Origin of the sequence: Alteromonas sp. 14N.309.X.WAT.G.H12, assembly GCF_036697315.1 — a bacterium.
Lineage (GTDB): Bacteria > Pseudomonadota > Gammaproteobacteria > Enterobacterales > Alteromonadaceae > Alteromonas.
Map to the genome: position 1 here is coordinate 30,484 of NZ_JBAHZB010000001.1, position 25,744 is coordinate 56,227.

Annotated in this window: 18 protein-coding genes; 6 read left to right on the forward strand and 12 right to left on the reverse strand. The window is 43.5% G+C overall.

The window, feature by feature from the left end; translation table 11 throughout:
• The first annotated feature begins 262 nt into the window (after positions 1 to 262).
• The 6 genes from V5298_RS00145 (at position 263) to V5298_RS00170 (ending at position 8,173) form a co-directional block, all read left to right on the forward strand.
• The gene (locus V5298_RS00145) at positions 263 to 2,332 is read left to right on the forward strand and encodes a hypothetical protein (protein ID WP_332929423.1); all 2,070 of its coding nucleotides are present in this window, start codon (positions 263 to 265) and stop codon (positions 2,330 to 2,332) included.
• A 131-nt stretch (positions 2,333 to 2,463) separates the two neighbouring features.
• Positions 2,464 to 3,918: a hypothetical protein gene (locus V5298_RS00150; RefSeq protein ID WP_332929424.1), complete on the forward strand. Its 1,455-nt coding sequence runs from the start codon at positions 2,464 to 2,466 to the stop codon at positions 3,916 to 3,918.
• Positions 3,918 to 4,763 (forward strand): hypothetical protein, encoded by an 846-nt coding sequence (locus V5298_RS00155; RefSeq protein WP_332929425.1) that lies wholly within the window; start codon positions 3,918 to 3,920, stop codon positions 4,761 to 4,763. Before V5298_RS00150 ends, V5298_RS00155 begins: the two co-directional genes overlap by 1 nt.
• 53 nt (positions 4,764 to 4,816) lie before the next feature.
• Positions 4,817 to 6,475: a hypothetical protein gene (locus tag V5298_RS00160; protein WP_332929426.1), complete on the forward strand. Its 1,659-nt coding sequence runs from the start codon at positions 4,817 to 4,819 to the stop codon at positions 6,473 to 6,475.
• Complete coding sequence (locus V5298_RS00165) at positions 6,472 to 7,722, forward strand: hypothetical protein (RefSeq protein WP_332929427.1); 1,251 nt, start codon at positions 6,472 to 6,474, stop codon at positions 7,720 to 7,722. The genes V5298_RS00160 and V5298_RS00165 overlap by 4 nt, the downstream gene beginning before the upstream one ends.
• Before the next feature lie 163 nt (positions 7,723 to 7,885).
• Positions 7,886 to 8,173: a helix-turn-helix domain-containing protein gene (locus tag V5298_RS00170; protein ID WP_332929428.1), complete on the forward strand. Its 288-nt coding sequence runs from the start codon at positions 7,886 to 7,888 to the stop codon at positions 8,171 to 8,173.
• A 365-nt stretch (positions 8,174 to 8,538) separates the two neighbouring features.
• Here V5298_RS00170 and V5298_RS00175 read toward each other — a convergent pair whose 3' ends face one another.
• The 12 genes from V5298_RS00175 to V5298_RS00230 form a co-directional block, all read right to left on the reverse strand.
• Complete coding sequence (locus V5298_RS00175) at positions 8,539 to 9,696, reverse strand: hypothetical protein (RefSeq protein WP_332929429.1); 1,158 nt, start codon at positions 9,694 to 9,696, stop codon at positions 8,539 to 8,541.
• Between the two features lie 3 nt (positions 9,697 to 9,699).
• Positions 9,700 to 11,661, reverse strand: a complete 1,962-nt coding sequence (locus V5298_RS00180) for an ATPase, T2SS/T4P/T4SS family (protein ID WP_332929430.1) — start codon at positions 11,659 to 11,661, stop codon at positions 9,700 to 9,702.
• Positions 11,662 to 11,710: 49 nt separating this feature from the next.
• Positions 11,711 to 12,670: a hypothetical protein gene (locus V5298_RS00185; protein WP_332929431.1), complete on the reverse strand. Its 960-nt coding sequence runs from the start codon at positions 12,668 to 12,670 to the stop codon at positions 11,711 to 11,713.
• Positions 12,671 to 12,672: 2 nt separating this feature from the next.
• On the reverse strand, positions 12,673 to 14,625 hold the full coding sequence (locus tag V5298_RS00190) for a hypothetical protein (protein ID WP_332929432.1): 1,953 nt from the start codon (positions 14,623 to 14,625) through the stop codon (positions 12,673 to 12,675).
• Positions 14,626 to 14,639: 14 nt separating this feature from the next.
• Entirely contained in the window at positions 14,640 to 16,376 is a 1,737-nt protein-coding gene (locus V5298_RS00195) for a hypothetical protein (protein WP_332929433.1), read from the reverse strand.
• 12 nt (positions 16,377 to 16,388) lie between these two features.
• Positions 16,389 to 17,546 carry a hypothetical protein gene (locus tag V5298_RS00200; protein WP_332929434.1) on the reverse strand — a complete coding sequence of 386 codons (1,158 nt, stop codon included), beginning with the start codon at positions 17,544 to 17,546 and terminating at the stop codon, positions 16,389 to 16,391.
• Positions 17,547 to 17,927: 381 nt separating this feature from the next.
• Positions 17,928 to 19,136: an ATPase, T2SS/T4P/T4SS family gene (locus V5298_RS00205; RefSeq protein ID WP_332929435.1), complete on the reverse strand. Its 1,209-nt coding sequence runs from the start codon at positions 19,134 to 19,136 to the stop codon at positions 17,928 to 17,930.
• Complete coding sequence (locus V5298_RS00210) at positions 19,136 to 20,230, reverse strand: type IV secretory system conjugative DNA transfer family protein (protein WP_332929436.1); 1,095 nt, start codon at positions 20,228 to 20,230, stop codon at positions 19,136 to 19,138. Before V5298_RS00210 ends, V5298_RS00205 begins: the two co-directional genes overlap by 1 nt.
• Positions 20,231 to 20,245: 15 nt before the next feature.
• Positions 20,246 to 20,746, reverse strand: coding sequence for a DotD/TraH family lipoprotein (locus V5298_RS00215; protein ID WP_332929437.1), 501 nt, complete (start codon positions 20,744 to 20,746; stop codon positions 20,246 to 20,248).
• Between the two features lie 91 nt (positions 20,747 to 20,837).
• Positions 20,838 to 23,036, reverse strand: a complete 2,199-nt coding sequence (locus V5298_RS00220; RefSeq protein WP_332929438.1) for a prepilin-type N-terminal cleavage/methylation domain-containing protein — start codon at positions 23,034 to 23,036, stop codon at positions 20,838 to 20,840.
• Positions 23,037 to 23,312: 276 nt separating this feature from the next.
• Entirely contained in the window at positions 23,313 to 23,855 is a 543-nt protein-coding gene (locus V5298_RS00225; protein ID WP_332929439.1) for a pilus assembly FimT family protein, read from the reverse strand.
• 619 nt (positions 23,856 to 24,474) lie between these two features.
• Positions 24,475 to 25,101, reverse strand: a complete 627-nt coding sequence (locus V5298_RS00230; protein WP_332929440.1) for a hypothetical protein — start codon at positions 25,099 to 25,101, stop codon at positions 24,475 to 24,477.
• Positions 25,102 to 25,744: the final 643 nt, after the last annotated feature.

Below are 25,744 nucleotides of genomic sequence, written 5' to 3' on the forward strand. Positions count from 1 at the left end.
AGACCAAAGGAAAACGAAAACAGGCTACACGGCTGACCTTTATGATGCGGTAGTCCTTTGTAAAGGAGACCAGACATCGTGCGATGCAGATGTTGAATCAAATCCGGAGCCAACGCTCGGACAAGTTGTTGATTGTGATACGGCCTACGTATCTACCGGAGATGACGGTTATATAGCGGTAGAGGCTGGCGACTATATAACAACAACGGATGTGCAGGAAAACCTTTGTGAACCTCTCGGTTTTGAAAATGTTCAGGAGATCGTGAGTACAAGCGAGGCACTGCCTGGCACCGGTAATGCGGAATATTATTCAGTGGAGGCTATCTGTACCACTTATGAGCTAAGCGACTCTGACCCCTTAACTGCATCCTGCTCAACTGAAGACACGGAAACTAATTCGGTCGTTACCATCGAAAGTTGTGATACTGCAACCGTGACAGGGCAAATTCCGAGCACTTATTACGCCACCCAAGGAGAAGCCATTGTCCTTTCGCGTTTATGCGTTCAAAACAACTACGAAACACTTGATTCATACGACATCCTTAGATCAACCACAGAGACGGATGGTATTTACGATATTGAAGCGAGCTGTTCGGGATATGTGGGTACAGAAATTATTGATGGTTGTGAGAACAGTGAATGTATTGGTGATGTTGTAGATGAAGATAGCCTTTATTCTAAAATTGAACTTTATGGTGAATTTTATAGGGATCTTTGTTCAGAGGAGACCTTGTTGGATTGTGAGAATTGCGAGAGCGGAACTTTTTCTTTTACTGATAGCGTAACCGGCAATACGTGCGAGATTGATGTTGAAGAGAACTATTCGGGCCAAGAGTCGCATTATGACTTTTTCGACAGCGCCACTAATGGCTCCGTTGATGTTTTATGTAATGACGGCAGTAAGTCAGTGTTAAGTTCGGGTGATTCTACGTGCTATAAAACGTGCACCGGGAATGTCACCGTTGGTTGGGAGGATTCCGAGGGCAGTCAGAGTTGTGCAAACACGATCCCAGCAGGGAATTACTCACACAATGAGGTCGTCACGCTATACACCAGTATAACAAACACCGGGACATCAACCTTTAAATGTGACGGCTATACTGGGAACTGGGTTCAGGAGAGTGGGGCCTGTCTACTTGATTGCACGTCTGAGGCTGTATGGGGTGATGGGTATTCGAACTCCGGCGAAGACAAGACGGATTTGTGCAGAGCCGACCCGGGTGATATACCCAATGGTACATCAGGTAGTATCACATCGACAACCGCGAACACATCAGGAAGCGCTAGTTATGTTTGCCAAAACGGTGAGCTGGTGGTGACTCCAAGTTCGTGCGAAATGGACTGCTCCAGTCAAACCGTAACGTGGGGCGCGTATTGCGAGGCAACCGTCACCGCCAACAATAATGGCGATACGATCAGCGTTAACCATTCCGCATCGACATCCTACGCGTACGACAGCTCAATTTCAGGTACCGCCACACTTCAGTGTGTAGACGGTGCCTACCAGCAGTATTCCACGCCAACGTGTACCTATATCACAGGGACGGATGAGGGGGATTGGATCGGATGGACCGAGGAGAGTCGCTCCTGTAGCACCTCTCCAGATTCGGACGATTACCAACCGGACGAATCATTTACGCAAACAACAACGTGCACCATTTCATATGTAAATTCACGCGATGTATATTACGTCTGGAACGATGGCAGTGAGACGAAATACGACACGGAATATGACTACAAAACCGATACAGAAATGACACAGGCCAGTGTTTCAGGTACAGGGGAGGCCGTTCGGGACTATATCGGAAGTGAGTGGGGTGACTGGGGTGACTGGGAAGAATATAACCGTATCTGTTACAACACGACTTGCACCGTCTATTATGAACAATACCGTTACCTTTACGAACTTTACGACATGGATCCAGAACGTGAAATCACGAGCACAAGTGAAAGGAACACCAAAACGGAGACCGTTGCAGCACCTCGTACAATGACCGGTGAGGGTTGGGGTGACTGGGGCGACTGGGAACAGGATGGTGATGCAGACTGTACCGACTCAGGAAATGAAACGGTTTGTGTGACCACCTTCATTAGTGAGCGCTGCTGGGAGAGTTATTACAACTTAGCACCAAAGACGGTAGTTGATTGTACGATCAGTGAATCGCAAACCAAAACGGAGACGGAAACCACGGAAAATGAAGACGCGTCGACGAGCAGTGGGATTTGTGGTATTTACGACGGTTATGGGTATGAAGGGTGGGAGTACGTTAACGGTGAGTGTTGCGGAGTGCCATATGGTAGTACAAGCATGACATGTTTGGCAGTGCCCTAGGAGAAGCGGTTAAATCCAGGGCTGAGGGATGCGTTCCACATCGTGGGGAACGCGGTTCCTCATAAAGATTCAGTAGTGGCTAGGAAAGCGCATCGAACACTACGGTGATGGGTAAATAAAAGGAAGTTCATATGGATAGTGAAGGTGGGAAGAGGGCTGAATTCGAGCTCTTTGTTTTGGCGATAGGGTTCGGCCTTGCTTGCGTATTTTGTTTCATTTATTTTTACCAATACCCATGGTACTACTTTAACTTATACACATACAAAGTTTTAGCTATTATTCCAGTTGAGTACTCAGGATATGTTTTTTTCTGGGCGGATGAAGCTAAATTAATTTCAGTAATTCACAATCATTTAGTTCTGCATCATGATGATTATGCAACGTACTATGTTTCTGGCGTCGGCCTTGATCGGCAAGAAGACATTAACACCGTAACGATCAGTTTGCTTTGGCCAATTCCAGCGTTGATATTATGCCTTGTTTCTTACAAAGAAATACATCGTAAGACGAGCCCCATCCCTTTGCCAGGGAGAAGGAGTAAATTGGCGTTATGGCTTGCCGGTAACAAGGGGTCAGTGCTGTCTTCATACACTTCCTCCCAGAAAGAAGTATGGCCTTATATCAAACCTGTCGTGAATATCATGGATAAGATGATTAACGACCCGGATTTAGACAGTGGGTGGTATGCGTTAGCAAAACTGCCTTTAACCTGGATTCGAGAGCATAATTTGACCCAGAAGATAGTCACGAAAAAAGTTCGAAAGATTTTTACTCGGGCTCAGAAATCTCAGTTCACCCTGGTTAGAGATAGAGCGTTCCCCGTCCTTAAACAAAACGTGGGGCCTTTATGGACAGGGCTGGACAGTCTCGATATGAATTTCCGCTGCATACTTGCCGTTTTAGTTCCCCACATATTTGGCCAAGTGAGAACGTCACGCTTAATGAACCGAAAACTTCTTGATTACTATGAGGTGAATGGGGATATGAAAAGGAAAAAAAAGGAAGCCTTATGGAATTCTATTGAGAAGGACGTGAATGATATCTTAAACACATACAAGGACGCATTCGAGACCCCTTACTTTGTAGACACAGAGTTTGAGGACCCTTACGACCCTCTGGTTTCGTCGTTTGAAGAACTTGATTCGGAAAAGGATATGTATGAAAAGGGCAAGCGCTTGGTCCGTGATGCTTTGCTGACACATGCCTATGAGAAAACGGTATTGTTTTCTCTATTGGAAAGGAGTTGGACTTTTGGAATATTGGCGTCAGCCGAAATGAAGTGGGTAAAAATTATCGACAGAGAACTTTGGTATGTCCTGAGTCAGTGCGGAAGAACGAGCTCCTTTGTTGAGGTTGTTGGGTGCTGGGACCATTTCCAGACAGAAAAAGAGAATGGGTTTAGGACGTTAATGCCCCAAGTAAAAGAAGCATTCCGGGGGTTGGATTATGACCTTTATCGTACTCACGAAAGTTATGTGCCCCATGAAAGGTATGAAGATAGCGCTAGATGGGACAAAATTGTGCCCACTTTAAGTGACTCTAAAAAAGCGGGTGGGTTATCCGCTAATGCAGGGAGAAGTGTCTAATGGATGAAAAAAGTGAACATTTAAAGTATATGAGCCAGATGGTGAATGCCCATAAGGTAGCCAACATTCTGATGCCGCTTATTGAAGCGTTGGAGATAAACCATAACACCGAAAGTATTGCCCATGTTTCTCTTCCAGATCTGCTTAAATGCGTTGTCGAAACGGGAGGGAAAATCGTGGAATCCCTGTCAGAACGGCATAATTTTACGGACACCTCATTAATTTCAGACAAGTTATTCCTGACGTTGGCGAAATCCCTCCGTAATAGTGTTGTTATGTTTAATATGACCTCCCTTCAGTTGATGGAAAGCGAAATTAAAGATGTTTTTGATGAGTGCGCTCCTTTTTTGACCTCGTTTTGTGCAGAAGCAATCAAGGATGTTTCTGAACGTCACGCCCGAATATCAGAGGTGGAACGGACTAAATTGGAGATGGATATTCAAGGCTACGTAATAGGAAGTTTGTCCAGGATGTTTATGCCGGTCTGGTTGTTTCATACCTCACTGAGGACCAGCGGGCACATTACAGGAGTTGATACTATCGTCGATCTGAACGTAGATGCTTCTCGTTTCCTTTTTGAATTGCTTTTCAAAATGGTGGAAAAGGTTACAGCTAAGAAACAACCGGACGATATTATGTTCTACTCCAACACCTTATTCCTTGCATCGGAAATCATCACGACATCGGTTCATGATTTTAATCATAAGCTTGTCAAGAACCAAAAAAGTCTTGAACGATATTTGGCGTCGCCAAGCGAAATACTGCAAGTCCTTGTTGAGCCTATATCGGCCAATTTCATTGCGATGAACAATGTTACAAAATCAATCTTAGCAAAGCGTAAATGATTTTTTTCATGTCAGTATAGTTAGTATGCATTCATAATCATCAGGGAAGAAGAATGAAGCACTTCAAAAAGTTATCTAAATTAAGTTTAGGGGCCGCGTTCCTGCTCGCATCATCCTCTGTTTTTGCGTATTGCCCGCCAATTGTGCCTTGTACCACAACCGCACAAGCATCAACCATTTCGGGATCTAATGCGGACGAAGAGTTAATCACTTTCACACAGACCATCACCACCACCACAAATGAAACCGCCCAGGCACTCGTTGATATGGCAACTGCGAATGCCAGTTCGCTTTCGACAGGTGCGCAAACAGTGGTGTCAGCACAAGCTGAACTCTCACAAATTGAGATTAACCAAAAGCTTAAAGTCGAAAAGGCGATGGCGGATCGCGAAATGGCGCACAAGAGTCAAATGGTTGAGAACGCCTTTCGTGCAAATACAGCCATTGTTTCTTCGGATGACACGAAAGAAGAGTTCCAGTTGATCCTTGATACGCTCTCAAGTCAATCGTCCAAAACGGTCCCTGAAATTATCCTTCTTCTCAAAGAGACTTTTGATAAAGATGATGAACTTGGTTATGTGCCTGTCCCAATCAAGGCGTCAGAGGGTGTTTGTGATACTAGCGATACGTCAGAAACTGGGAATTGCTCCATTGCAAAGCGCATTTACCCTGGACAGAAATTATCGGCGTTATTTAAGCAATGTTCTGCGAACAAAAGGAAATTAATAGAGAAAGAACGACAGAATAAATCTCGCGTTGCCTCAGCAGAAGTCGCCGAACAAGAAAGCAAGACAGCAATGGAGACAACAGACGTATCTGGGTCTGTAACACGCCGTATGGCAAGTCAGCAGGTATTGTCGTGTTCACCCGCTCAATACAAAGCAGGGTTGTGTGGTGACGACCTGTCGGCTGAAGATTACCAAGAATCAATCGTTATTGGTAATATCATTCCCAACGGGGACGTTTCGGCGACCAATTTCAATGCACCAACAGCCGCATCCTCACATGGTTACATCGATGATCTCGATGATGATGTTCAAGACGAGGTTAGGGCTCAGTCTTTAGATCGTGATGATTTGATTGATAACCCGAATCAACGTGCTGTCGACTTGGTGAACACATACAGAAATGCCAATCAAGTAAAGGCATCTATGGATTTTATTAACAACTTGGTAGGTGCGGATTTGGTACCAGCGCTTGATGCTTCGGATAGACGTAAGGCGTCGAACGCAGAGTACCAATCAAGAATGATGAGTCGTGCGTCAGCGTTAAGTATGGTGAGATTGGCTTTGAATGAGTCCATGTTCGAACGTGTCGGTGAAAAAATGCGAACGATGATCGAAGAGGGCGAGTTTGATGGTGTTGACCGTTTCGAAATCAATACGGAGAGTTCTGACAATAAGGAAAGTGTTTTGGGGGCGGGACCGCTTGACATCCTTCAGGATCGTGTCAAACAGCAGGCCGCAACAACGCAAGTCTCAGCTCAAAATGGGGACTCGCCTAACTCTGGCAATGATTTTGTTGCGGATCCCTCTGGTGCGGACGCGTTAGAAAAAGTGTTGGCATCAGTCTCTTTACAAAACGAAATGCTAATGAAAGAGTACCTTATTACAGAACAGACACTATCTTTAAAGGCAATTTCTAATGCACAATATGCTAATTCCCCCGCTGTTGTGTCGTTAATGAAAGAGCTGCGTCAGGGGAATAAATGATGTTAAAGAAAGCACTTACTATTCTTGGCCTGGTTACCGCGTTTTGGATACCTACGTTAACAGCAAGCGCCACGGTGATAACCTATGCGAACTGTCCCACATTATCACCATTGCCGGTCACCAGTTTTATGCCGGCGGCGTTATTGCCGATAGAGCAGGCTGAAACCTCTTTTGATACGGGCATGAATGCGGTGGTGGCGGCCGCAGTAAATTCTGCTACTGTGATCCAATCAGAAGCAATAAGCAGTGCCTTCAATACCATCACGTCTGAATTGATTAAAATATCTCAAGCAAAGCAATCAAACCTCATTGAAATAGATCGTCAATACCAAGAACTTAAGATGGCGTATGAGATGGAGCTTAACGCGCAGAAAGAACAGCTCGAAAACATGCTGTTTCCTGGGGATTCGTCAATGATGGAGCCTGACGAGGGTGAATCGAGAGTGATCGACCAAGACTCTCCAACTTACCAGTTCGTAAAACAGATGTGCAGCGCTGCCAAGATGCAGCAGCAACTGTACAGCGAAGAAATCATCAATGAAAGCAAGGAACTTAAAAGCCGGCGGAGCACGAAAATTGTTAGCAATATTCAGGCTGTGTCGAGTATTAGTGCTGCAGCCAAACAAAGTGTTGATTTCCATTATGAAGTATTTTGCTCTGAGGACGACTCCCTAATGGGCATGTGTGACGAGCCTTCAGTGGCTCCAAATGCGGATATGGATGCCTATGTGTTTATGTATCCTACAGGGTATCGAGGAGAAGAAAACGGCGGGACGTCAGATGACTATCAAACCATGTACACATACTCGGCAGTAGAATCCTTGGCTGCTTACCAGTATATAAAGAACCTAACCGGCACTCTTTACATGACATCGCCAACTTCCCGAGAAGAAGAAACGTCTTCAAAAACGCAATTTGTTGGGTTTTACAAACAGGCACTCTCAGTCATAAGTCTCTCGACCGATTACATGCTAAGTGTCGCACAGGTACGTGAGCCAATTAACAAAGTCGGACTGGTTGTTAGTCAGCTTGATGCTATTAATTATGCTATTGAGCGTTCGAAGCTGCCTGACCATCAAAGAATTATTGCATCAGCCTCTGAAAATGGAAAGTTATTAGAACTTCAAAAACAAATGGCCTTACAGAACCAACTAAGGCTGCTTATTATGAAACAAAAAGAAAGGGCTCGACAGTTGGATGCTGCAAGAGTGGCGATAGAGAGCACTGTGTACTCGCTAAGTGATTAAGTCTTAAGGTAAGAATTTCGTGTTGATGAATAATGAATGATTAAACATTCTTCGCAAGACCTCCCGTGATGCTTGCGTTAAGCTTGGGCCAATATATGATAGTCACAGTTGGCCTTGTAAAAAGTAGTTATGGGTGCTTTGAGAAAAGAAGACGATTTATACGATGACTGTTAACTACAGTAAAACGAAAGTAAGCTATTACAGGAGGCTCTATGTAGCCTTCTTGATTGACTCAGGCAGCAACACCTTGCCTGCACTGCTCGAAGCCACAGAAATGCACAGGAGGGCTCTTCAGGAGACGTTAAAGGCATTGTCGGACTTGGACGTTATTATAGAAAGTAGGGGTGGAACGAAAAACGCATGCTATAAAGTGGAATCCTGGGGGGCAATAGACAAGATGTGGATAAAAACCAACTTACAGCACATCAAAGATGTTCTAGAACGCGCTTAATAACAACATGTGCCTGTTCTATTATTTAATGCCATTTTGTCGACCATAACACCCTGTAAGCCCCGTAAGCCAACTTGTGGGATCTCGTACTACGCAACAACGCCTACTTAGCATAAGACGCTATTTCATCAGCCAGTTCCTGATCCCAATTAGATGCAATGTAAAAATTATTTCCACCACCTTCTGTGGTTATTTTATGCAAGCTAACGAAATAAGAAACATCGCCCTATCAGGCGATGAGTAGTCTCTATTCTAAAGGTAACTTGATACATTTCCTCTGCGTAAAACAAAAGCTATACGAGAGTTTCAAACCAAATATAATATCTTTTCAGGAACCAATTTTAATATTCAAGCAGCCCCGTTTTTTATAAGACTTTATCCGGTAACATACTACCAATAGCAAAGATAAGTGGAACGATGGATGCGGCAATGGACCCATACACGACGATATTTAAGAAGTAGGTAAATAAGATCTTGTTAAATACATTAACCCGCTCGACATACCGTTCCTTCATGCCGCCCATAAGCTCTTTTAGCGATTCTTGGAGGTTGACATACTGACCACGCTCAGCGATATCACATCCGTAATCTCCCATAAATAACGTATTAAAAGCGTCGGTTGTTTTTACATTCACCTGGTTTGTTATCTTTCCCACCTGATAGGCTGTATATTTATCGCTTCCATTTTTGACCTCGGAAATAGCATCAAAGTCAGACAATCCACACCGTAAGTAGTTGTAAGTGAGAGAAACAATATTATATTGCGCCTTTAATTTTGATAAGGAGTAGGGCGGGATACAGTCAATGTAATTTTCCCGGAAGAACATACCTCGCTTGCTCCAGTTCCTGACGGAGATGAATAGCAACTTAGTTAAGATGGCCAAGATTATAAAGAGGGGAATGGAATAGGCGCTTAACCAATTGTACATAAAGTACACTTTTTGCCCAGCGTTCATAATATCCCAAGTGTCCCTTGCGTCAATTCGAACAAAAACAGGATACACAAATTTGTAAAGTACGGTGTGCATTGCTGCGGCAGTAACCAAACTGGGTAGAGCGGCAAAGAAAATCTTTACCGCTTGTTTCCCTGTGTTTTCTTTTTCTTCACAGATATCAATAACTATCAACAAGCCTTCAGTAATATCGGATTTCTGTTGGCTGGCCAGAATCATATACTCGTCCTGTGGGATCCAATCTTTGATTTTTTCTTTAAAATCCGGATTGTCGGAGCGGTGGCACGCCTCCAAAAAAGAGCGAAGGTTTGAGCTGTTTTTGCTGCGGGTGAGACGATACCAAACGTTTTGCCATTGAGGGGCAATCTCCATTCTTTTATCAAGCTGTGTAATATACCATTCAAAGAAATCATTGAGTGGTTTTGTACCCGATGATGACAGGTAATCCTTTACGAGCATATAGAACCGTTTGCGGATTGCGGGCTTCTTTCTAATCGTATCTTTACTTGCCGCCTCACCAAGATTACTGAGTTTATTTGCGAAGTCGGCAACTACGTCTAAAATGTCCATCTATTAACTCCCCAGAAGCTCTGGCAATTCGGTTTCGGCATCTCTTGGATCGATCATTCCTGATACGATTTTTTCATAGCTATCTTGCGTAATGGTTATCCCGTCGAGATTTGATTTCCAATATAATTCAGCACGCGAAAGTCGTCCCTCACGAACAAAAGAGAGAAACGTTTCGTCTGGAATAATGATTTCGCCAACGGGCACAACGCCAACGGTACCATTGAAGCACTGGTCACACCCTGGGCCTTTGAATCGAACATTTGTTTCTTCTCGCGGCATCATGCTTCCCCGAATGACCGTTTCCACTCTTTCGATAAATTCAACATTGTCTCGGCCCTCATTCATGAGTTTGATTTTTTGTTGTAATTCAAAAACGTCTTGCGAATCAATCAAACTCTTACATTGCAGTTCTCGAAGCAGAGAGTCACCGGGTTTAATTGATTTCTGCGTAGCAATAACATCTCGCATGATATTGCGTTTATCTCTTTTTTTCCGGTAGTTAGCAATAGCGTCGAACTCGCTATAGCGCTCAGGAACCGAGTTTTTGTCTTTGTATGGAATCGAGCAATGAGGGCATAATAGTGGTAGGAGATGCAGACACATTATCATAACCAAAAAGCCATTCCGCGCAATGATTTCTCTGGATAAGCCGAAGGACTCAAGTCGAGGGAATGCGTCAATTGCAGACTTGACGTGCATTGTTCCATAAACGAGATGCCCTGAATTCGCTCCCATTTGTAGAGCTATGGCAGTACTCACATCACGGATTTCACCATACATAATGCTATCAGGATCCCCCCGCATTAAGCTTCTGTTTATATTGTCAAAAGAAAAGTTTTTGTCAGCGGAAACGTCTTTAGATTCGTCGCTAGTCGCGTTGATTTGAACGACGCGATCAATGTGTGTTTCTACAGGCTGCTCTATGGAATAGATTTTCCGAGTATTCCCGGTGCGATCCCGTTCGTGCTGAATCATATTTTGCAAAGTGGTTGTTTTGCCCGACCCCGTAACGCCAACAACAAGAATAGCTCCCTTGCTTGCTGTATCTAGGATCCGTAGTTTCCGGCAAATGGTCCGTGAAAAATTAAGTTTTTCAAAAGGGATGGCTTCGGACGTTTTTGTCTTGTCTATTAATCGAAGCACAATATTGAACGAGTCGCTATGATTTAGACCAATGTTAACCATCCGGGCTTTGAGTGATATATTCCCGCCTATTTTGCGGGAAAACTCAGCATCAAGAATTGAACTTTCGTGATATGTGCCCTCGGCAATCCCTTTAACCTGACCCTCACCACGGCCACGGGTAAATTCACTGTAGAACGTCACGCCTAACTGCGCAGCTTCGTGATGAGTTATTTCGTCAATGTCGATTAACTGCTTGTGTATGCGTAATCGAACAAATGCGCGGCTAGCGTCAGCCTCAATGTGAAAGTCGGATGCACCGTACTCCATGGCTTCTTTCAAGTAGTTATCGGCCATAGCGAGATACCGTTTGCCGTTTTTGTTGTTTTCTGCCTCACGGCCTCTGTCTTTATTTACAGCAATATCTTCGCTAATAGCTTGTTCGCGCTCACGTAGCTTCTCTTGGAGCTCTTCTCTAATTTCATGGGATTTAGAGTATGACAATATGCTTGTTTTATAGCGAGTATTAGATTTTCCAGTGGCCCCTTGCTTGAGGTGCTTAAGAATCGTTCTTAATTTATCTTTCGCGGAGAGAGGCACATTGTCACTTTTTTCTTCAAGAAAAACGAGAATATGTAGTTCGGGCTCATTAACTTCTAAGACATCAGCGTCACTGAACACAAACATGTATTCACGTTCTTTTTTGCTCAATACATGATCGCCATCCACCTCAGCTTCACCACTACCGTAAAACTCGCCCGCGAATCGGATGTTCATTGGTAATTGGTTACGTCGAATGATCAATTTATTGTTGCGAGCCAGTCCTTTATTTCTTTCATCCATCCTTGGACCCCTAAATTATTAAAAATATGATTTGTGAAAATGACTCAAATTAGCCAACGGGTGAAGTGAACGTCTGTCTTTTATCGATGTTTTCAAAAACCACTTGGTTTTCATCTATCGAAACCAACTCGAAACGTTCTTTTTCAACGCTGAATATCGCACCGGGTTTCAAGCCAGATTTGTTGACGATAATCTTTCGACTCTGCCCATTACGCAGAACGTCAAACGTCAGCTTAGTGTCGATGTATTTTGTGTCACCTATGATGATTAAGTGTTTTATTTCAATGTCTGAGATTAAAACATTGATATCATTTGAATTAATATCAGCTTTAGCTTTTTTTTCGGCTTTCACGCTACCATCAAAAAGGGCATCAAGATCCCCCTGGTTCATACCGAAGATTGCCAGAGCTTTCTTCTGATCTTCATCGGTGACTTTGAATGCCTTGTCTTTGACTTCTTTAACTTCTTCAATGGTGTTGTCTGGCTTAGGCGCTTCCACAACAGGCTTTTTAATCGTGACAACTTCCGGAGTCCAGGCATCTGGCGGGGTGGCTGGAACAGAAAGCACGTTGCTTGAGCTCTCCCAAACAACCATTGGTTCAGAGCCAGAATCCCCTGTTTCCGGTAGTAAAAAGTGCTCCATCAAGTAGGCGTTTATCGCATTCTCGCCCATAGCAATAACATGAATCGGAACATTCTCATTGATGAATTTGGTAATGAGTAATTCACGCTCTTTTTTTGCTAAGATGGTTTTGTTATCGGCATCGTCAATACGCATGCCATCGATATCCTTTTCCGTTCTTAGCCGATCTCGGATTAGCCCTTCGGCGTCAGAACGCTTGATCAATTCTGGTGTAGCAACGGTGTTGACGCCATCAATATTAAGACTTGCTTGCTTTTCTTTTTCTTCTTGCTCAGAAAGATTGTCGTTTTTTGATGCCGCAAAAACGTTACCGGAAACGACCCCGCAGATGAACGCAGCAACACATGTGAGTTTAAAGGTGTTCATTTTTACACATCCTTGTTGGTGAACTGGGACACTTTTTCTTCATAATCTTGTGTTTTAGTAAAGAAATGCACTTTCATTTCCCATTGTTCGTTGATTTTGTCGTAATTCACATAATCCACATGAACAAAGGGTTTGTTGAGCATATCTCCAAGACGTATCATATCAGAGATTCCGTAAGAATTAGCTTTACCCTCTTCATTCTGTGATTCTTGCGTGCTGATTGAAACGGCATAACTAATAATTGCTGGCCCATAGCGAACAGGTACCGCTACTTCCTTCTTTTTCTTCTTTTTCTTTTTGTCTTTTTTATTCTTCTCTTCGATCAAGTTAGCGTCTGGGAAGGATTTTGTCGGTTCGGGAAACGTCCACGCGAAAAAGCTGTCTAGCTGCATCATAGTGACAAAGTCATACTTGTTACCAATGATCAATTCGTTTTCCAGATTGAGAGTTTGGGTATTCATAAACGCTGATTTAGCTGCGTCCGCATCTTTCAGTGCTCGATTATAAGGGCCTTCCTGGACAGCTTTGGCTTCCTTAAACAACGAATCACCTTCTAGCATGAACCATTTACTGAAGAAACCAAGGTTTTCGTATTGGCGCTGATACCTAGCAAGTTCAGAAGCTTCTTTTGATGCTGTGTCAGCAACAGTCGACAGCTTTTTAGCCGCGGCATTTTCTTGTTGGAGAGTATGCCTCATTTGCGAAAACTCAGATTGTCGTTGCAAATTGATAGCAGGAATAATGGAGTATTGTCGAGTATCAGCCCTATCCCCTAACGATAGAGGCTCGGCATGAAAACCGTCGTCGTTAATATCAATTTGGTGGATGTCTTCGTCAAGCATAAAGAAGACACCTTTGCCTTTAGGCAGCCGCTTGTATGTTGCAATAAAATTGTTATGTGCATATTCCAATGACGAAAGTTCCCATTCTGACGCATACAGAGGGAGTGTCATATTGATATACCGCATGATGTACGTAACTTCTTCAGGCGTATACAAATTGTCTGATAGGGAATCCAGAAACGCATCAAGGACATCGTTGCGATATGTGCGGTCGTCCCAATATGATGAGTTTGGATCCAACGTAGCAGAAACGCCCTTGTAATATTCGCGCGCTTCCTGAATGTCTCCCCAAGATGCACTGTCCGTAAAGTATTCTTCCGCATCAAGTTGATTGAGGAAAGAAAATCCGAGCCACCCAGCCGTAAGCAAAGCGCCGGCCGCCGCAAAAAAACCTACCTTTTTTATCTTTATCTTCGACGGTCTGTAAACTCTGGTGGGCAAAAAATCACTGTTCAATGCAGCACTGTCGAAGGCTTCGCGTTTTACTATGGCTAATTTTTTCTCGATTTCGAGCTGCTGACCATGTAATACACTATGCGCAAAATTAATCGCTTCGCTATCATCTTCAATGACAAGGAGAGTAATATTTTCATCTAACTGAAATTCGGTTTCCAATAAGTCAGCAAGATCAATACTATCAAACGTTCTGAGGCTGCGTCCGCTATCAATATAAGCAATTTCGCCTTGCGGTGAAATCATTGACACAACATACTCGGCCGGGGCAAAAGAGGAGCCTTTATTGTCGACTGTTGTAATCAGTATCTTCGTGCTGTTAAGGTCAGATTCGTTCCTATCTACCTTTCCAGTATTAGCCTCAAAGTGTGCCGTAACCCACTCTTGGGCATGACGGGCGGCAACGAGATCAAGTGAGGGGGAGAGCAACTGGCCAGAACCGACCCGTAACAGCGCATATTGCCCATACTGGTGATTCGCCTTCTTGTCACTTCTGTTGACGACCGCATAATGCCTCCCCAGCTCCGACGCTTTCGCGCGGAGCTGGAGGGGGAATATTAGCCGATTGTACTTTTCAACCGTGTTCCAATTGGTGGAAACTAAAAACGGTTTTCCACCAATAAGTAGCGTGTCGTCAGGGTATTTAGGAGAAGTATCCATCCTTGGTCCTCTGCTTAGTTGTCGTAATATGCCGTAACAGTAACAATGGTTGCACTTTTGGATACGTCGAGGTCTTCATTCCCACCCAAGAACCAAGTCATATGACTAAACAGACCCTGGCTATCCACGGTTTCGTCGTTTTCGTGCGTGAATTTCACTATTTTCGGAATCCCGTTTTTCAATGTGACAGTCTGGTCAAGGTTAAGCGACCCTTCATTCTTGAGGCTGATCCCTTCCAGCCCACTGCTTAAACCGGCATCATCCAGCCCGTAGAAGTCAGAGCTGCTAATCGTATAGTTAAGCAAGATCTCATCCCCTACAATACGAACCCGGGCAGTCAAATTGACACCGTCAACAGCAACCCCTTTTTCTGTGCTATAACTATCACTGTCATCATCATCGCCATATGTTGAGCGTTCGATGGAGTCAATGTATTCTTGATTTGTCACTTTCTGGTCAGAGATACTGTCGTTATTTAATATTTCAACTTGGGTTTTAAATGATGTTTTAGCGGTACCAATGCTATTCAGCATTCCCAATAAGATTTCTTGAGACTCTGTGGCTAGAGTTAAGAAGTTCCCCGACATCATTTCTTGAAGTGTACTCAAATTGCCACTAATGTCGGCTGCCATTGGGCCTGTACCTAGATCCAGATCGAACGAACCTAGGATATTGCTTTCTAGGCTGTCATTTAGGGATGCTTGGCTGATGGACTTGTCATCACCCTCAGAATAGGTGAACTGAATAAATTGAATGTCAAGAATGACCGTTCTGCCAAAGGCTTGGTTCTTTTTATCAACGTAATTTTTCACGCGGTTCAAAACAAAGTCACTATCAGTTACGGTAATTAATCCGTACTTACGATCAAACCCAGCACGCCCCACGCCATCCGTAAGCATGTTTTCTACGTCATCTTTGATATTATCCCAAGACTTCAAGTCAGAGCTTCGTGTGGTTGTCTTAGAGCTTCCCCCAGACGTACTGTCAGTGTCTTGATCTGTCGTGGTTGTTATTTCAGAAGTTAGCTCCATATCATCACTGAAATCATGAATAAAGAAGCTTTTTGTGTCGTAAGCGTACATGTAGGCCCGCTTGGTCTCTTCGTCATACTTCCATTTGATACCATTCAGGATGGACACGTAATCGAGAAGCCCGCGGAGATCACCGTTATATTCAAAATGCTTCAGCTTCAACTCATCACGGTCGTTGTCATTAGATTTTTCACCACCCAGAACATCTTGGGCCGGGTTGTAACTTTGCACAGAGTCACTACGAACGCCTTGAGCGCGAAGGGTAGGTGAACCTAGCTCTGAACTAGAATTCAAGCTTGCACCTTCCTTTTTTTTGTTTTTAGACAAAACACTCAAGTCAGGGGAAGACACATCAACGACAATGCCTGTAGTTTTGTAAATCATTGCAGCAAACGAGTCCAGAGTGAACAAGTCGGGTTCACCTTCAATATCATCCCCGATCACCACGGACAAGTCGAACTGTGTGGGTAGGCGGCGATCATCTTCCGAGATGATCTCGTAGTCATTCACATCAAGAAAGCTAACTTCATTGTGTTCCCGCCCGATTTCATTTCGGTAAGGTCTAATTTTTTTGACTTGCTCGTCATAGCCCCCTTCGAATTCCTTTTCAACGTCACTGAGAGCTTTAGAAACATCTGGAGAGTGAGTGTTTGCACAGCCTCCCAGAAGAATGGCTCCCGCGATAGCTAGTGAAATTTTCGTTTTATTAAAAAAGGTCATTGGTTGGTATCCTTATCTTCCAATTTTGTAGTTCAAATCACTAACGATGACTACCCCATGATATTTTTTGATTTCGCCGGTTTTCGGGTCTTTCACGGTTTTGTTTAACTTAGGGAAGAAGTCGATATTCAAAGGCCGATCTGACGCTTGGAAATACTTAATGAACTGTGTGCCAACTTCTCTGAATGTCCCTTTTAATTTGAAGTCGAAACGGTTGATGTGGTTGACTCCAGCTTGATAGTCAACGTACCAGCCGATCTGGTCCGCCCATTTCTGTAGAACCTCATGAACGCTTCCTTCTCGCGCTATGTACGTTGCGCTCGTCCCGTACTCAATACGATCGCTATGCCCTCCCTTAAGGAAGTAATCGACCGAGTCTTCATAAGGCAAGACAGAAGCAGCTTGATACTCTTTAAAGAGCTCAGTGGGGTCCATCTGGTTTTTACCTGTTAGGGTAGGGTCTATCACGGAATACTTTTCTACCAACCGAGCATATTTCTCACGCTGCTCATCAAGAGATGTGCGCAACGCTTCTTTTTGTTCAAGAGCCTCCGCTCTTGATTTGTTGATCTGGGCGATAAGTTCTTGATTTGCCTCTTGAGCGCCGCGTTGTTGTTCTAAAATGGCTTCAAACTGCGTTTTTTGCTCTTGGGTGCGCTGTTCATAATGCTGTTTTCTTTCAAACTCATCACGTTGCGCCTTTCTGAACTCTTGGCGAGCATCATCAAGGGTATCGAGGTCTTTGTCCCCGGCTATTTCCTGCTGCTTTCCGGAGCCTGGAACGTATATGGACGCTATTTTTCTAGTCCAATCAAGGGTGACATAAACCCCTTCGTTTTCCGCGATGTTTCGAATGATGATAGGCCAGCTAACCCCGCCTTTCCAAGAAACAACTGCATTATCAAAGTTACCTGAAGGTTTTATTTCCCAGTTTTCTGGGATGATAAGGCTTGTAGCTAGGGATAAGGGGAGCATTGCGCCACCTGTTTCGACAATCTGGGCTTCTTCGCCAGACAGCCCAGATTGGCTAAAGTACTGGGCATTTTCTTGCTGCAGCAATGTTGCGTCATCACTTATTTTCAACAAGTCAGCGAATGCATAGTTAGTTGAATTGAACGCAGACATTAGTGCCATAGCGATAAATGTTTTGCGACAAATAGTGTTTTTCATTTTTTCATCCCTGAAAACGGTTAATTTTTTCATCCCTGAAAAAGGTTAATTTCGTACGGTCTTTCGTTTTGAAGAGGTTATACTGTATTTCATTATCGCGAGTGCTCCAAAAATCCCTCCCCTGATTCTCATTCCGTATACTATCACTGTTTCTAGAATAGTTGCTAAAACTAGCATTGTAACTTTAACTTTAAATGGCAATGGCATAAACGGAAGTAGGGTATACCAAGCCAAAGAAGCAACGATGTACGTTGGGATCCCAATACCACTGTTGTTTGTGTTTCCAAAGATGTAAGCTTGATATGAGGCGACAGCTACAGGGCGCTTCGCTATGACCTCTACCTCTAAGGTTTCATTGTTCATTCAAACATAATCCTTTTTCTAGTACCCAAAATCTCTTTCGAATTCACGGAACGTTTTTTCGCTGATAATCCCTTGCTCGTAGTATTTTCTGGCCTTATCAACCATTGTGTTACCGTTACTTTTCATAATTTGCGCAACAGTCTCTGTTATTTCATCTATTGATACAGATTTAAGTTTTTCCCGGACTTCTTGCGTAAAGACTAAGCACTCGTACGCCGCCACCCGTTTTTTATCTATGGTGTTGATTAATTTTTGAGAAACAATCATATTCGCGGTATTCAGGTAGGCATTTAGCATTGCCTGAGTTTCACCTTGGCTGTCTTTTCGCAGTAAGTTGAGCATTCGGTCTATCGTTAGCGGGATACTGTCGGTATGTAACGTCGCAATCATTAACTTTGCGGTTGCATTAGCCCCTTCCACGAACGAGTCCGCTTCATCTGGCGTTCGGATTTCTCCCAGTAATATGATATCAGCGTTTCTACGCAAAGAACGTTTAACCCCATCTTTAAAGTCGGCTGCACCTTGAGGCACAGGACATTGGCAAACGACTTTATTCCCTACTTCAGAATATTCTTTGGCTGGCGTTTGTAAATCACCTTCAATAGGATTTTCATAAGTGTTAATTACCGCAGGTCGTTCATCGTAAAGTATGAAGTGATTTAAACATGAGTAGACTAGGGTTGTTTTACCTGAATCCACGGCACCGGTAACCAAAACCGTCCCTTTCATGCGAAACATGCTTTGGTAAATTTCCCCTCCTGGGCTCTGTCCGATATCTTCTAGTTTAGGGATAACCTCATTGTTCAGACGACAAAATGCAGAAAGTCCACTCTCACCATCTCGTGTTATATTGACCCGATACCTGATGAATTTATCGCGTTGGCCACTTTTGCTTATCTTGAATGTGTAACTGATGTCTGGGTTCTTACCGGACATGACTTCCATGAAGGCGCGATCATCCCCTTCAGGCGCTTTAAAAAGAGCCTCGATGATTTGCTGCATGACAGTGAGAGAAATTTCGCTTTTGGAGATTGGGAAAACGAAATTGTTTATCTTGATCCAGATAGGGAATCCAACCTGAAATATCACGTCAGAGACCTTCAATAGTCGCCCATATGAAAAAATTTTATTAATGGTTTGAGGGGACATGCCATTAACGATTTCTTCTTCAATACTGTCAGGTAAGAAGAGACTGGTGGGGTCTTGGATATCAGGAGAAAAACCCATTAGTTTAACGCCCCGCTTTCCACAATTTCTTGCGTAAGTTCATTGATGCTCTCTTGTGTTAGGTCGTTAAAAATGTCATCAACCTCGGGTAGGGCAATCCAATGAATATCATCGTCATTAAATTCCGGTAGCCGAGTGATTTCAAAAACAGACTCTCCGATGTTAATAACATTACCAAGCGCGTTTGTACCCACTTGTGTGTTTTTAGTGCTAGGCCGGTTCAGAATGTGGGCCCGGACTTGAGCGTGGTATCGAAGCATGCCAATAAATTCAGAAAACAATGTTCGAATATCCTGCTGAATAACGATGTTCGCTTTTTCATTACCTTCAACCCAACCATGCATAATCCCTTTGCGCCAGTAAACCAACTCTTCGTCGTTTAGCGGGATCATGTAAACGCTAGGCAAGTCCGGTTTCTTCGTGAGAAGGTTGTTGAAGTAATCGAGATAGGTTGGCGGGCGAAGAGTGACTTCTGCCTGTTTAGCAATACGGTAGCGTCGCTTTGTTTCACGAATAGTTCTTTTGTCTTCAATCTCACGAGAAAAAGGGATCTCTAAAACAACCGGGGGTTTTACGCGTCCATGGTCTTCCATGAGTATATAGAATGGAAAGGTTTGCGTATAAAGCTTGTCTTGAGAGATCAGTTCATCATGCTTTTCGCGAGTTCGTTTGTAATACGCTGCTGCGTAGCCAAAGTGGAAGGCCGACTGCATAATCGTTTTGTTACGCATATCTTGTGCTTCACTTTCTTTTTGGATTTCCTGTATGGCCTCTAAATCACTTTCGGTGATCTCTGTCGTTAGCATTCCTAATGAGGGGTGGCTGAAGTCAACCGTAGACCGAAGATCGTAATCAACGTCTTTTACGTATTCCCGATCAAAGTTAATAATCCGTTTCTTAGCGGTTTCACTATAAAGTTCTTTCAATTCATTTACGCGAAAAGAATTGAGACTCGTATCAACAATCGCTTCCTCTTTGTTGGTAAGGTCATACTTTTCGGAATTGGTGTCATCATCCTTGTCCTCTTGCCCATGCACATTTGCTGTGCATAGAGATAACGCAATGATTGCGGATAAAATTGATAAGCGCTTCATACTGAATCCTTTCAGTTAGAATTTAGAATAGTAAACGTGGATTACTTTATCTTCCTGTCCGTCGTCAGGGATAATCTCGTCAATGTAACCCTCAGTTTGCTGGTCGATAATAGCGAGGTAATCAACAAGTCTTCTTGACTTAGCTTCAACGATCACGGAACGGGTGATCGGAGGACGTTCGTTGTGGTAAATCACGCGATATCCCGCGGTGCTGGCAACCAAGGCAATGAGCGGCTCTGGGGCATACCCCCATCCGGTCTGCATCATTTGCTCCATGTTGACAGGGATGTAGTCACGCTGCCAACGCGCTTGACGTATTTGTTCAGCGGTTAGCGTTTTTTGTGCGAGCGCTTGTTCTGTACGTACGAAGGTAGCTAGGCTTTTACTACTAAGTAAAGCAGCGTTACTTAGAATTTCGTTTGTTCGCTTATTATCTTCGTAAATTTTCTGTTCGAAAGGCGATAGTTCGCCATTGGTGATCGGCTTAGCATTTCGTGTTGCTGTGCAACCACTCATCAACAGTGTCGTTATCACTATTGTAAATAAGGTTTTCTTTTTTTCCATTTTGTATAACTCCACAATCCTTTGCCCATCAATAATAGCACAATTAGAAAGTTTGTCGTGAGAAGTTGATGCTACTGTAATCACACATAATCATAGCCAGAGAACCGCCGGCCCCGTCTTCCCTTGCCCCAGTACCAAATGCACCTTCGCCAGAAAGGTAGAGGTAAATGTCCCACGTTGTTGCGGAGGAATGCGCAGCGTGCTGTGAGAAGACCTGGTTATCACCAAAGGCAGAGTTGTAAGTCTTGATATACATGGGAACAAGGACAATTCTTGCGTAACTTTCACCATCACCGAGATCGCCCTCATCAATAATTGAACGGTAAGGGTTTGCATCAGCGCTGGAATAGTTGTCATCATCCATGAAAGCTAAACAGTCTGGTTTGGTGAGTTGTAAGTATTCACCTTCGACCCTTTCTATACCTACAATTTGTATTGGTGATGATGTGTCATCCAGATATTTTGCCATGTCTGCGGTAACCAATTTAGATACAGATTTAAGGTCGTCCGTGTCGATGCCACTTGAGCTAAAATCTTGATTCAACAATGTGCTGAATGAGGCGTGAATGTCTGTGCCATTTTCCGCAACGACACCATGATCAGCTTTGAGACGCATTTCTATATTACCATCCCCTTGATCCTCAAGAATCACACCCTCATCCAAACTGTCGCCAGCAACAAACTCGGTTACGGTTGAATCAGAGTGCATTCTGAAGGTATCTGTGTCGCGTGTGATAGACATTCCGGCGTTCCCATTAATCCGGCCGATATTAAATACGCTGCTTGTGTTACTTAAAGCAAAGCTGACATTGTCGTCCACGGTTAAATCCCCATTGAGTACAGTGTCACCATCGACAGTGGTATCACCACCAATATCAACCGAACCCGACGTGTAAAGGTTACCGTTGTTATCCAAGGTAAAAGCGAGGGCAGTGTGTGTTGAGTCCCATACTTTTAAAACAACATCTCCGTCCGTATTTGAGTAAAGCGTTGCTCTTTGTGCAAAAATATCATCCGAAACGACTTCTTCCACGTAAGCGATACCGCCGTGAATCTCATCTGAAATTAGCTGGACAACATCCCCTGTGTCAGTTAGTCCGCAAGGGCTTTCTTCATCTATTGGGGTTAGTATCATTTTGTCATCAGCGTGTGAAGTGGAGGTGGCACCTGTGTATTCTGGTTCGAACAGGGTGCATAGGTTAGATACTTCAACAAAACCATCATCGCTACTGTCAGCAACTTTTCTTGTTAAAAGGAAATTGCTTGATTGCGCGCCGTCGAAAACCAACGTGACTTCATCATCATTAATGCCCGCTTTAATTGCGCAGTCGACAATATCCGCGGTCCATGTGCCACTTTCTTTGCTCCAGTAGGCACATTTTTGTTTACCGGCCCCGTACCCTTGAGTGAACGTTACATCATCCACATGCGAGTTCGTATTATCAGTTGTTTTGAATTTGCCGTTCGTGTTGCCTGCGTAATCAATCTCCGCGATAATCATACATTCCCCCCCACCGTCGAGGGCCGCTTCACACTCAGAGGGTGTTGAGAATGACTCATCATCGTCAATGTCATCAAGAGAAGAGCCTGGCGTTCCGTACAGAACGTTCGCTGTCCCATATTGAATTCGCCGAAACGAATCACGTAGGGAAGCCCTGAACATTTCCATTTTAGTCATTGTGACTTCGCCATCGTCATTTAAGTCGAAGCGTGCGTCCTCTAAATTTATGTAGAGACGGAATTTATCAACACTGTCATAAACAGGATCGCTGCTTAATGCAGCAGATAATTTGATGTTGAAAGGTAAGGAATTTCTAAATAAATGACAGCCGACCAGAGCAACGTCTTCGACTGATGTTTCATCGCCCAAATCGGGAAGTCCCCCTTCGTTCGCAGGGTTCCAACCATCGTCGACACCACACCATGGATTTGAACTCGACGTTAGGTACTCATCAAGTAGGGTAATAAACTCGCTCCCCTCGTCCCAAGTTAAGGTTTCCTCCGTTGGCGTAGCCCCTCCATTTTCATCCCAAAGCGAGAACAGAAAACCGTCATTAAAATTCCGGCGGTCGACGCCGTCAACAACCTTGGCAATTTCAAATGAGGCTTGATCCAAATCAAAGAAAAAAACTTGCCTGGCAATGAAAGGAATAACAAACGACATGATAACCATAAATATGGCGAAACCAATGAGCATTTCGATGAGGGTAAATCCCTTTGCTTTATTTGATACAGTATTCATAAAATCCCTTTTTGCTATGCGGTATCTCAGGAGAGGCTTGCTGGTACTATTTTAACACAAGGTTTGCCATTTTTATTCTTGACAAAAAAATTCCTAGATGACAAAATAAGCAACAGTTAAGTTATTAATTTACTTACCTTGTTTATCACTTAGTTTTCACCATCCTGAAAACACTCAAAAGCCACCCAGAAGGGTGGCTTTTTTGTGCCTGCTTATTGCGGAAAAAAAGAAAAGCGCCAGCTATAAAGCTGGCGCTGTGTAACCACCAAGTAACGATTAATTTTCTTCACGAGTCCAGGTAAGAGTGACCGTGTCACCCTCAGATGATTCTGCCGCAGAAACGCAAGCAGAAGTGAAGTCGCTGTTTCCTGATTCACTGTAACGGTAATCTTCACCACCAATCTGAATAAGATCTACAGGCAAAGAGCGGGCACTTTCCGCAAATTCAGAACACACGTCTTCATCAATACCGGAACTTTCCCAAGTGTAGCCATTATCATCGACACCATTAATCTCAATAATGCCATCAAAAATATTATAGATAACATCGGTACCACTTGTGCGATAGTTGCTCGACAGCATACCAGACTCAATCATTTCTTGGTTATCAACATCAGAAGTAATAGGCTCACGCTGATAACGTCGTGTAAGGTTTTGCATTGAGCCTCGCATTGCTGAAATTTCATTGCTAACTTTACTTGAATTAAAGTAGTCATTCATGAGCGGCGCAATGACTGCGACACCGATAAGCATAATAGCTAAGGCGACCATTATTTCGATCATGGTGAAGCCTTTCTGCTTGTTGGTGTGTTTATTCATTCTAATTTCCATAAATAATCTCTCTGTATTGGGTGTTGATATTTCATTGACAATCATGATTGCGAAAAAAAAACAGGGAAGCGTCCATGCTTTTTATTATGGCGAACCTATATTACCCCCTTTTTTCGATTTTTATAAAAATAGGAAAAATATTTTTTTCTAATCATAAACCGCAAGATTCAAGCGTCTTTAAACAAGCACCATGCTTGGGCAGAAATCGGAATAAAAATGCGTTACTGCTAGCCGTTTCCCTATTTTTGGATAATCCGTTTCCCTATTTTTTTTAACTCGGAGTAACGTAGGGAGTGTGTATTCGGGTGGTTTTATTCAAAAATAGACGGAACGCGGCTTTCGAGAGCATTTAACGGTGTGACGGGAGCGCACCGTTAAATCCCCTTTGAGGATCTGCTTTTTATGGATCGGCGGGGATCCCATTATAGATATGATGTAGATTTGAACCCTGATAAATCAAAGTATAAAAGGTGATTAATATAACAAAGGTCATTTTAGGTGCTGCTGAGTGATTGATGATGTATTAACAAAAGAAATGGAGGGGTGCGCATCGCGTGCCCCGTAATGCCAAGAAAAAAAAGGAGGTGTTCCAACCTCGTGAATACGATTATCCAGAGCTTTTTCTTTGGTGAAAATAAGGCAAGGAAGACCATCCTGATTTCAATCTGTGGACACCATTTAGTAATGTGGCCGATGCATTGTAACGACGATGGAAAAGGAAAGGTTTGTGGTTTGCTGATAGCGCACCGTGACATTCACGGACAAGATCATCAATAAAAAAACCAGGGGGGTAACGTTTTAAAGCATCTGTTTTAAGGGCCCCAAAAGGAAGGAATTGGACATCCTCTACATAGCGAGATAGGTGTTCGTTAAAGCAATCTAATCTCGTATTTATGACATCTCGGGAGTCGCCTGTTGCGGTAAGGATACGGATTTTCACCCCTGCATCGTGTAGTACTTTTAATGCGTCAATGGCCTCTCGGTAGATTTTAACAGAGCCAAAATGAACAGGGTTATTCACGAATTCTTTTATGTGGACCCAAGGTTCGGGGTGGTTAGGGTATGCGTCGGAATAGTTGTAATTTTCAGGTTCATTTACGTGAGCGACATGACCATGAATGTCAGCCATGTAAGCATGAAAAGCAGTGGAAAAGTCTGTTATCACACCATCAGAATCGCTGATTAAGTCAGGTAAATCATTGATATTACCAACTGTTAAAAAATTATTCCCCATGGACGTTTCTCACTGCCTGTTAATGTATTTTATTTTACCAAAATGAGACAATAGACGCAACTTTGAAGTGTTTAAAAATATCGTTTTTCATGCTTTTTTTGCATCATTTAATGGGTGGTTACATCAACGTTGCGTTATTTCAACAACTGAAAATGCGACTGAAAAACGTTGAGCGTTCTGTAGGTTTAGCTATACGTATATCCGGTAAGAAATGTTGCTAGTGTAGTGGGAAACGAATCAGGGGTGAGGCGGAAAGCCTGCTTAGTATGTGTGCGTGCCGTGTTATGTATTGGTGGAACTCTGTATGCAGTGAACGGTTCTGTTTTAAGATTGTTGGGATTACAACAGGAAAATTAGGGGAGAGTTCTTGTCCGATGGTGAGGGTAGCGTTGTTACCTGTAACAGGCTACTGGGTAATGTTATGTCGCGTGAAAGTTGTTGAAACTCTGTAGGAATGATTGAAGGTATTGAGGGATAACAACAGGCATTAATTAGGGGTATATGTAGCAGTTAGGAGGGTGGTGAATGAGCAAGGATAAGGAGAGTCCCCCCTTGTTATTCACCAAGATGGATGTGTGGTGCTGGGGCCTGGGAACTATATTGATGCTGTTGGTCTATAACCGCGACTGTATGGATTAGGGAG

What these genes read in the sequence shown, in the direction of transcription:
- V5298_RS00200 (WP_332929434.1), bottom strand. Translation starts at nt 17,546, where the DNA reads ATGAAAAACACTATTTGTCGCAAAACATTTATCGCTATGGCACTAATG.
- V5298_RS00150 (WP_332929424.1), top strand. Translation starts at nt 2,464, where the DNA reads ATGGATAGTGAAGGTGGGAAGAGGGCTGAATTCGAGCTCTTTGTTTTG.
- V5298_RS00205 (WP_332929435.1), bottom strand. Translation starts at nt 19,136, where the DNA reads ATGGGTTTTTCTCCTGATATCCAAGACCCCACCAGTCTCTTCTTACCT.
- V5298_RS00210 (WP_332929436.1), bottom strand. Translation starts at nt 20,230, where the DNA reads ATGAAGCGCTTATCAATTTTATCCGCAATCATTGCGTTATCTCTATGC.
- V5298_RS00215 (WP_332929437.1), bottom strand. Translation starts at nt 20,746, where the DNA reads ATGAGTGGTTGCACAGCAACACGAAATGCTAAGCCGATCACCAATGGC.
- V5298_RS00195 (WP_332929433.1), bottom strand. Translation starts at nt 16,376, where the DNA reads ATGACCTTTTTTAATAAAACGAAAATTTCACTAGCTATCGCGGGAGCC.
- V5298_RS00155 (WP_332929425.1), top strand. Translation starts at nt 3,918, where the DNA reads ATGGATGAAAAAAGTGAACATTTAAAGTATATGAGCCAGATGGTGAAT.
- V5298_RS00160 (WP_332929426.1), top strand. Translation starts at nt 4,817, where the DNA reads ATGAAGCACTTCAAAAAGTTATCTAAATTAAGTTTAGGGGCCGCGTTC.
- V5298_RS00180 (WP_332929430.1), bottom strand. Translation starts at nt 11,661, where the DNA reads ATGGATGAAAGAAATAAAGGACTGGCTCGCAACAATAAATTGATCATT.
- V5298_RS00220 (WP_332929438.1), bottom strand. Translation starts at nt 23,036, where the DNA reads ATGAATACTGTATCAAATAAAGCAAAGGGATTTACCCTCATCGAAATG.
- V5298_RS00170 (WP_332929428.1), top strand. Translation starts at nt 7,886, where the DNA reads ATGACTGTTAACTACAGTAAAACGAAAGTAAGCTATTACAGGAGGCTC.
- V5298_RS00175 (WP_332929429.1), bottom strand. Translation starts at nt 9,696, where the DNA reads ATGGACATTTTAGACGTAGTTGCCGACTTCGCAAATAAACTCAGTAAT.
- V5298_RS00190 (WP_332929432.1), bottom strand. Translation starts at nt 14,625, where the DNA reads ATGGATACTTCTCCTAAATACCCTGACGACACGCTACTTATTGGTGGA.
- V5298_RS00225 (WP_332929439.1), bottom strand. Translation starts at nt 23,855, where the DNA reads ATGAATAAACACACCAACAAGCAGAAAGGCTTCACCATGATCGAAATA.
- V5298_RS00230 (WP_332929440.1), bottom strand. Translation starts at nt 25,101, where the DNA reads ATGGGGAATAATTTTTTAACAGTTGGTAATATCAATGATTTACCTGAC.
- V5298_RS00165 (WP_332929427.1), top strand. Translation starts at nt 6,472, where the DNA reads ATGATGTTAAAGAAAGCACTTACTATTCTTGGCCTGGTTACCGCGTTT.
- V5298_RS00185 (WP_332929431.1), bottom strand. Translation starts at nt 12,670, where the DNA reads ATGAACACCTTTAAACTCACATGTGTTGCTGCGTTCATCTGCGGGGTC.